The 7,672-nt window shown below is 64.7% G+C and carries 7 protein-coding genes and 3 tRNA genes; all 10 read left to right on the forward strand.

What is annotated here, in order from left to right; all coding sequences use genetic code 11:
• The first annotated feature begins 60 nt into the window (after positions 1–60).
• Positions 61–1,656, forward strand: coding sequence for a cbb3-type cytochrome c oxidase subunit I (locus EV698_RS10160; protein WP_130503939.1), 1,596 nt, complete (start codon positions 61–63; stop codon positions 1,654–1,656).
• Positions 1,656–2,276, forward strand: a complete 621-nt coding sequence (locus EV698_RS10165; protein WP_130503940.1) for a cbb3-type cytochrome c oxidase subunit II — start codon at positions 1,656–1,658, stop codon at positions 2,274–2,276. Before EV698_RS10160 ends, EV698_RS10165 begins: the two co-directional genes overlap by 1 nt.
• Entirely contained in the window at positions 2,276–2,941 is a 666-nt protein-coding gene (locus EV698_RS10170) for a c-type cytochrome (RefSeq protein ID WP_207220528.1), read from the forward strand. The genes EV698_RS10165 and EV698_RS10170 overlap by 1 nt, the downstream gene beginning before the upstream one ends.
• A 38-nt stretch (positions 2,942–2,979) precedes the next feature.
• Entirely contained in the window at positions 2,980–3,669 is a 690-nt protein-coding gene (locus tag EV698_RS10175) for a c-type cytochrome (protein ID WP_165385777.1), read from the forward strand.
• Positions 3,662–4,837, forward strand: coding sequence for a c-type cytochrome (locus EV698_RS10180; RefSeq protein ID WP_130503942.1), 1,176 nt, complete (start codon positions 3,662–3,664; stop codon positions 4,835–4,837). Before EV698_RS10175 ends, EV698_RS10180 begins: the two co-directional genes overlap by 8 nt.
• Positions 4,838–4,846: 9 nt before the next feature.
• On the forward strand, positions 4,847–7,048 hold the full coding sequence (locus EV698_RS10185) for a heavy metal translocating P-type ATPase (protein WP_130503943.1): 2,202 nt from the start codon (positions 4,847–4,849) through the stop codon (positions 7,046–7,048).
• A 61-nt stretch (positions 7,049–7,109) separates the two neighbouring features.
• Positions 7,110–7,194: transfer RNA gene (locus EV698_RS10190), tRNA-Tyr, on the forward strand.
• A 71-nt stretch (positions 7,195–7,265) separates the two neighbouring features.
• Positions 7,266–7,339 (forward strand) — tRNA-Gly (locus EV698_RS10195).
• A 9-nt stretch (positions 7,340–7,348) separates the two neighbouring features.
• Positions 7,349–7,423: transfer RNA gene (locus EV698_RS10200), tRNA-Thr, on the forward strand.
• 31 nt (positions 7,424–7,454) lie between these two features.
• Positions 7,455–7,672 (forward strand): GTP-binding protein (locus EV698_RS10205; protein WP_239016267.1); only part of this gene is annotated, 218 nt, incomplete at its 3' end.

Genomic DNA, 7,672 nt, shown 5'->3' on the forward strand with positions numbered 1-7,672 from the left:
CGGTTCCATGGGAGTGATACCTTGTTAACGTTTCAAAGTTGAGCGTATTAGGGAGGGGGTATGTCGCTCACTATTGGCACCATGATGGCACTATCGTTCGTGGTGTCGCTCGTTGGCCTTGCATTCCTGATCTGGGCGGTGGCGTCCAGGCAGTTCCGCGTCAATCAGGCGGACGCCGAGATTATCTTCCCGGGGGCGGAAGGGAGTGACCACTCGCCTGATGATCCCACCAGTTTCGGGTTCCAGGATGACGCCGAGCCCGGCGAGGGCACGGATACCCGGCATCGTAAACTGATATTTGCCCTGATCGGGTTTGGTACTTTCTGGCTGGTGCTGGGCTCGATCTTTGGCGTCATCGCCTCGCTCAAGCTCCATCTGCCGGACTGGCTGAACGGATCGGCACCACTGACCTTTGGTCGCATGCGCACCATGCATCTCAACTCGGTCATCTACGGCTGGCTGTCACTGGCGGGTATTGGCGTTGCCATGTTCCTGGTGCCACGACTGTTCAAGACCGACCTGCGCGGCGTGAACCTGGCGTGGAGCGGTCTGGTGTTGTGGAATATCGGCGTTGCGACGGGCGTCTACGCCATCGCCACCGGCTGGACCGACGGCATGGAGTGGCTCGAGATCCCCTGGCAGGTCGACATCCTGCTCGCCGCCGGGGGTGCCTGTTTCGCTCTGCCGCTGGTGCTCACTGCGATCAATCGTAATGTCCACCATATCTATGTAACGGCCTGGTATTACCTCGGGGCGCTGGTCTGGTTTCCGGTGCTGTTCGTGATCGGCAATCTGCCGATCCACACCGGCGTTCAGGGGGGCACGGTCAACTGGTGGTTCGCGCACAATGTTCTGGGTCTGTGGCTGACACCCATCGGCGTTGGTGCCGCCTACTACGTCTTGCCCAAGATCATTGGCAAGCCGATCTACTCGTATCGCCTCTCGCTACTCGGTTTCTGGGCGCTGGCGCTGTTTTACAGCCAGGTCGGGATGCATCACCTGATCGGCGGGCCGGTGCCTACCTGGGTGGTAACGCTGTCGGTGGTCCAATCGGTGATGATGTTCATCCCGGTAATTGCCGTGGCGATCAATCAGCACGTGCTCTGGGGTAGAAACCTCTGGGCGTTCAAGCAGTCCCTGCCACTGCGGTTCGTCGCCTTCGGAGCAGTGATGTATACCCTCGCGTCCTTCCAGGGCTCGATGGAGGCGGTGCGGGCGGTGAATACCGTCACGCACTTCACGCACTACACGGTGGCTCACGCCCACCTGGGTGCCTATGCCTTCGTCTCGCTGGTCCTGTTCGGCACGGTCTATTACCTGATGCCGATTCTGACCGGCCGGCTCTGGCCTTTCCCGCGGTTGATCGGGCTGCATTTCTGGCTGGTGGCCATCGGCTTTGGTGTCTACTTCTTCTCGCTCACCATCGGGGGCTGGCTGCAGGGGCTTGCCATGCTGGATGCCAGCCGCGACTGGCTGGAGTCGATGCAGGTGACCCTGCCCTACCTGCAGGGACGTTCAGTGGGTGGCACGCTAATGACGCTCGGCCATATCCTGTTCGCGGTTAATCTGCTGTCACTGGTGTTTGCTGCGCGTCGGTCGACCGATACCGCGGACACCGCGGTGCCAGCTGCGGGCGTTAGCCGAGGAGTTACCTGATGAATAAAGTTCTGCCACTCTCCGTGCTGGCCTTTGCCATCCTGGCGTTCGCCACGCTACTGCTGGTGATTCTTCCTGCTGCACAAATCCGCACGATCGAGCCGGCCGAGGGGCTTGAGCCCTACACGGCCTCCGAGGAGCGGGGTCGGCAGCATTACGTTGACCTTGGCTGCTATTACTGCCACTCCCAGCAACCGCGCAGTTCGGACCAGGCGCCCGATCTGCAGCGTGGCTGGGGGCGTCCGACCACGCCGGCGGACTATGTCTATGACGATCCGCACGTGCTGGGGACCATGCGCACAGGGCCCGACCTGATGAACGTCGGCCATCGGATGCCCAGCCAGGGCTGGCATCTGACGCATCTCTACCAGCCTCGAGCCATCGAGGAGAGCAGCATCATGCCTGCCTTTCCTTACCTGTTCGAGGTCAAGCAGAATCCGGCCGACGACGATGTCGTTGTCCCGGTCCCGTCGGAGTATGCGCCGGCGGACGGCGCTAAAGTCGTGGCACGACAAAGTGCCCTCGATCTGACGGCTTATCTGCTTTCGCTTGATCGCACTTATCCGGCTGCTAACAGGGAGCTGCGCGATCTCGGCTATGACGGTCAGGAGGCACGCTGATGAGTGATCAGGAGAATTCACGGCCTGAGCCCCAGCGCAGCCAGCTCGAGGAAAGCCGGTTTGAACCCTACGAGGTCAACCGGCCGATTCCGGTGTTTGTGCTGGCAGTTGCGGTGGCATTGATGGCCTGGGGCGTCTACACGCTCTTGTCCGGTTCGGGATCCTCGACCGAGACAGCCGGCCGAGAGGAAGCGTCGATGGCCGAGACGGCCGGCGACAGCGCCGGGCAGGGCGCGCTCATGACTACCGGTGCGTCGATCTTCGAGTCCAACTGCGTGACCTGTCACCAGGCGAATGGCTCCGGCATTGATGGCGCGGTACCGCCGCTGGCGGGGTCACGGTACGTGACCGGCGCTGCCGAGGCCCCGGTACAGATCCTGCTGCATGGCATCGGTGGTGCGATCGCCGTGGCCGGGGAGGTGTATGACGGTCGCATGCCCCGGTTTGGCGAAACACTGAGTGATCGTGAGATCGCGGCGGTGGTCAGCTACATCCGCCAGCAGTGGGGTAACAGCGCCGGAACGGTCACGCCCGCGCTGGTGAACGAGCAGCGCGGCCGGTTCCCGGCCGATCGAGGCCCGTGGGGCGGAGGCTCCGAGCTCGAGTCGGTCACGGGGATATCCGCGCAGTTGACGCGCGTGGCGGCAACGGAGGCATCACAGTGAGCATGAGATATACGAGCGGATGGATTGGATCAGTCCTGGTGCTAGCGCTGGCCTTGCCGGTGTGGGCGCAGACCGTCGATGAGGATCTGCCCGACGAGAGCTATGCCGCCGAGATCTACGCCGCCGAAGCGGCCGAGGTGGATCCGGCCGAGTACGCCACTCTCGCCCGCGAGGGACAGGGTGACGTCTGGTCGTGCGCGAGCTGCCATGGCGCCAAGGGGGAGGGCAACGGCAACATCCCCCGACTGGCGGGGCTCTCCAGCGGCTATATTGCCAAGCAGCTCAACGCCTACGCCGAGGGCGTGCGTATCAACCACAATATGCAGTACGTCGCGGACAAGCTGACGCAGAAGGAAATGCTCGGGTTGGCACGCTACTACGCCGAGATGGAGGCCCCGAGTGCCGCCCGGGCGGAGCTCAATGGCGATCTCGATCGCGGCCGCGAGCTGGCCAATCACGGTGACTGGGATATCGAAGTGCCCGCCTGCTACAGCTGCCACGGCTCATCGGCCTGGGGTGTCGAGCAGGCCTTCCCCAGCCTCGCTGCGCAGCAGCCTGCCTATACCTACGGTCAGCTGGCCGCATGGACCGATGGTCGCCGCAAGAACTCACCCCTGATGCTGATGCAGGGGATTGCGCACGCCCTGTCCGATGCCGACAAGCGGGCCGTGGCCGACTATCTTGCGACACTGCCGGCGCCGCCCGCGGAGGAATCTTCCAATGAGTAAGCAGGACGAAAAAAATCAATCCGGCAAGGATCCGGGCCGGACGACACTCCGTCGCGCGGCGATTGCTGTTGCGCTGGCGGCCGGACTGGTGGCCCTGGGGGCAGGTATTTATGCCAGCGGCATCTATGAGCCGATCGCCCAGTCCCCCGACCGCGAGCCCGACGAGGGCCGTGAGCTGGCCGAGGCGGCGGCCGAGCGACGGGCCGAGTGGCTCGCCGAGCGCGAGGCGTATACCGACGATCCCGAGGCCAATCCGCCCGCTCTGCCGGTTAGCGGGGAGGGCTACTTCATCCCCAACGACGTGGCCGATGCCCCGGATAACGAATTTGGTGACTCGGTTCGTCGTGGCTACGAGGTGTTCACCAACACCCAGACCAACGCCTCGCAGCATGTCGGCAACGGATTGAATTGCGCCAACTGCCATCTCGGTGCAGGCACCGTGCCCAAGGCGGCACCGATGTGGGCTGCAGCAGCGGAGTATCCGGCGTTCCGTGGCAAGAACAAGATCATCAACACCATGGAGGATCGCATCCATGGTTGTTTCACCTATTCGATGAACGCCCAGGGTTCGCCCAGTGGCAATCCGCCGCCGCGGGATGGTGATATCTACAAGGATCTGCAGAGCTTCTTCTATTACATGGCGGAAGGCGCGCCGCTGGAGGGCAATCTGCCCGGTCGTGGTTACCCGGTCCCGCCCGAGCCGGAACAGGGTTACAGCATCAGCCGGGGTGAGACGGTATTCGAGAATAACTGCGCGGTCTGTCATGGCACCGATGGTGCCGGGCGCCAGGACCCGAATGGCCGCTGGATCTTTCCGGCGCTCTGGGGTGAGGACTCCTTCAACTGGGGGGCCGGGATGCATCGCGTCAACACCGCGGCGGGCTTTATCAAGAACAACATGCCGCTGGGGCAGGGCGGATCCCTTACGGATCAGCAGGCCTGGGATGTGGCCGCCTATATCAATAGCTGGGAGCGGCCGGCTGATCCCCGCCAGTTCCGCGACGGGCTGACCCTCACCGAGACCGATGAGCAGTTCCACGAGCAATCGCCCAATTTCTACGGCGATGTGGTGCGTGGCAATCTGCTGGGTGATGGTGTCCCGGGCGAGCCCACCGAGCAGCCGCCTTCGGCGGGAGCGCCGCGCCACGCGGACCAGGCGAGCCGATAGCGCCTACCGATGAGTGCCGCTACCGCGTCGCTGTCACGGGACGAGATGGCCGAGCTGGCGCCCGCCGGCCGCGGCCTTTTCTCCATCGAGGGGATGTGGTGCCCGAGTTGCGCCGCGGCCACCGAACGAGTGGTCGCCCGCGTGCCGGGCGTCACCCGGGCACGGGTGAGTTTCGCTACCGGCTCGGCCCTGGTGGACTGGGATCCGGATCGGATCGATCTGCCGGGACTGCTGCACGCGGTTGAACGGCTGGGCTACGCCATTGGTCCGCCACGGGCGCCCGAGGAGACCGTTGCCGCCATCGATGGCGAGCTCGGTCGGTTAGGACTGCGGTTGGCCGTGGCCGCCTTCTTCGGGATGTGGGTGATGGTGCTCGCCATCATGCGCTACGTCGAGCCGACGGCACTCGGGAATACGCCGGTGGGACATACGCTGTCGATCATCGCCATGGGGCTGGTAACGCCCGTGGTGGGGTTCTCTGCTGCACCGTTTTTCCTTGCTGGCTGGCGAACTCTGCGCGCGGGCATTCCGGGGATGGATGCGCTGGTCAGTATCGGGGTGATCGGCGCCGGGGTGCTGTCCGTCACTGAATTGATCCAGGGTGGTGCCCACGTCTACGCCGATACCATGGTGATGCTCATCGTGCTGCTATCCATTGGCCGGATGGTGGAAATGCGGACGGTGCGGCGCGCTGCCACCGCCATTGGTGCGCTGGAGCGCGAGGTGCCCGAGCGGGCCTTCCCGGTATCGGGTAACGGGCCGGTAGATGCGGCGTCCATCGCCGTGGGTGATCGCGTACAGGTGGCGGCCGGCGCGCGGGTGCCGCTCGACGGGGAGCTGGTTGAGGGCGCGACGCGCGTCGACGCCAGCCTGCTTACCGGGGAATCGACGCCGGTGAGTATCGCGCCGGGTGGCACTTTGCACGCCGGCACCATCAATCTGGATGCCCCGGTGACGGTCGTTGTGACCGCCGCCGTGGGTGATCGCCGCATCGATCGCATCCTCGGCCGCATGGTCGAGATGCAAGGTAATCGCAGTGAGATCACCCGGCTGGCCGATGGACTGGCACGGGTGCTGGTGCCCGGGGCGCTCGCGCTCGCGGCGGGCGTTGCGGTTACCGGGACGGCATTCGGGCTCGGTTTTGAGGAATCGCTGCTCCGCGCCCTGTCAGTAGTAGTGATTGCCTGTCCCTGTGCCCTCAGTATCGCCGTGCCGGTGACCTTCCTCAGCTTTGCCGAACGCGCCATGGGGCGGGGCGTGCTGTTCCGCAGCCCGGCAACCATGGAGCAGGCCGGGCAATTGCGACATCTGTTGATCGACAAGACCGGCACATTGACCCGGGGTGAGCCGTCGGTGGTTGAAACCGTCACCGCCGATGGCGTGGATGAAGCCGAGCTCCAGGCGCTGGCGGCGCAGGCCGAGGCTGGGATTGATCATCCGGTTGCGCGTGCGTTGCAGGATCCCGCCCAGGGGCCGGACAGTGGCATCCACCGTCGTCGCGAGGGGCGTGGCGTGACGATAACCCTGCCCGATGGTGACGAAGTCCGGGTGGGCTCACGGCGCTGGCTCACCGAGGCCGGCGTTGATCTGCCTGCGCGGGCGACGGAGCACAGCGACAGGTCGCGCGCAGCAACGCTCATTCATGTCACGCGCAACGGCGAGTGGCTGGGGCGCTTTGCGCTGGGCGATCCGCTGCGCCCGGCGGCGGCCGAGACCGTGCGTTCGCTGCGGGCGCGAGGGTTCAGGGTTGCCATGGTGACCGGCGATGGCCCTGAACCCGCCCACCGGGTGGCGGCTGACGTGGGGCTGGCCGGCGATGCCGTGGTCGCAGGCTGTCGTCCCGAGGAAAAAGCCGATCGTGTCCTGGCTGCGCAGGCCGAAGCACCCACCGCGTTCATCGGTGATGGCATCAATGACAGTGTCGCGATGGCGGCGGCGGATGTCGGGGTTGCCATTGATGGCGCCAGCCACGCAGCGACGAGCAGCGCCGGGCTGGTCGTGGCCCGGGGCGGGTTGCCCGCCCTTGCCAGTGCGCTGGCGCTGGCTCGTTCCGCACGCGGGCGGATGCGACAGAACCTGGGCCTGGCGCTGGTCTACAACGGCCTGGCTATTCCGCTCGCGGTGGCGGGGGTGATCCCGCCTTCAGCTGCCGCGCTCGCCATGCTCGCGAGTTCGCTCAGCGTGATGGCAAACGCGGCGCGGCCGGGTTGATTCGCAGCCCGGACCGGGCTTGACATCATCAGGCCGATCCAGCATCGTTTCGGGCTTATTCGGAGGGATACCCAAGCGGTCAACGGGGGCAGACTGTAAATCTGCTGGCACAGCCTTCGGGGGTTCGAATCCTCCTCCCTCCACCAGACAGAATGCAGCGCCGGGCCGCAGAGACGCCGCCCGACGCTCGGCCTGCGATAATCGCGGGCTCGGGCATGCGGGTGTAGTTCAACGGTAGAACCTCAGCCTTCCAAGCTGATGATGTGGGTTCGATTCCCATCACCCGCTCCAGTGCAGCGCGCCCATGTAGCTCAGAGGTAGAGCACTCCCTTGGTAAGGGAGAGGTCCGCGGTTCAAATCCGCGCATGGGCTCCAGATTCAGTGAACTTTTCAGGGGGTATCCACGGTGGCCAAGGCGAAATTTGAGCGCAACAAGCCGCACGTAAACGTTGGCACGATTGGTCATGTTGACCATGGCAAGACGACGTTGACGGCGGCGATGACGAAGGTACTGGCGGCCGAGTACGGGGGAGTTGCCCAGGACTTTGCCCAGATCGACAACGCCCCCGAGGAGCGCGAGCGTGGTATTACCATTGCCACCGCGCATGTCGAGTACGAGACGCA

The organism is Spiribacter vilamensis (assembly GCF_004217415.1).
Taxonomy (GTDB): Bacteria; Pseudomonadota; Gammaproteobacteria; order Nitrococcales; family Nitrococcaceae; genus Spiribacter; species Spiribacter vilamensis.

What these genes read in the sequence shown, in the direction of transcription:
- EV698_RS10160 (WP_130503939.1), top strand. Translation starts at nt 61, where the DNA reads ATGTCGCTCACTATTGGCACCATGATGGCACTATCGTTCGTGGTGTCG.
- EV698_RS10165 (WP_130503940.1), top strand. Translation starts at nt 1,656, where the DNA reads ATGAATAAAGTTCTGCCACTCTCCGTGCTGGCCTTTGCCATCCTGGCG.
- EV698_RS10170 (WP_207220528.1), top strand. Translation starts at nt 2,276, where the DNA reads ATGAGTGATCAGGAGAATTCACGGCCTGAGCCCCAGCGCAGCCAGCTC.
- EV698_RS10180 (WP_130503942.1), top strand. Translation starts at nt 3,662, where the DNA reads ATGAGTAAGCAGGACGAAAAAAATCAATCCGGCAAGGATCCGGGCCGG.
- EV698_RS10185 (WP_130503943.1), top strand. Translation starts at nt 4,847, where the DNA reads ATGAGTGCCGCTACCGCGTCGCTGTCACGGGACGAGATGGCCGAGCTG.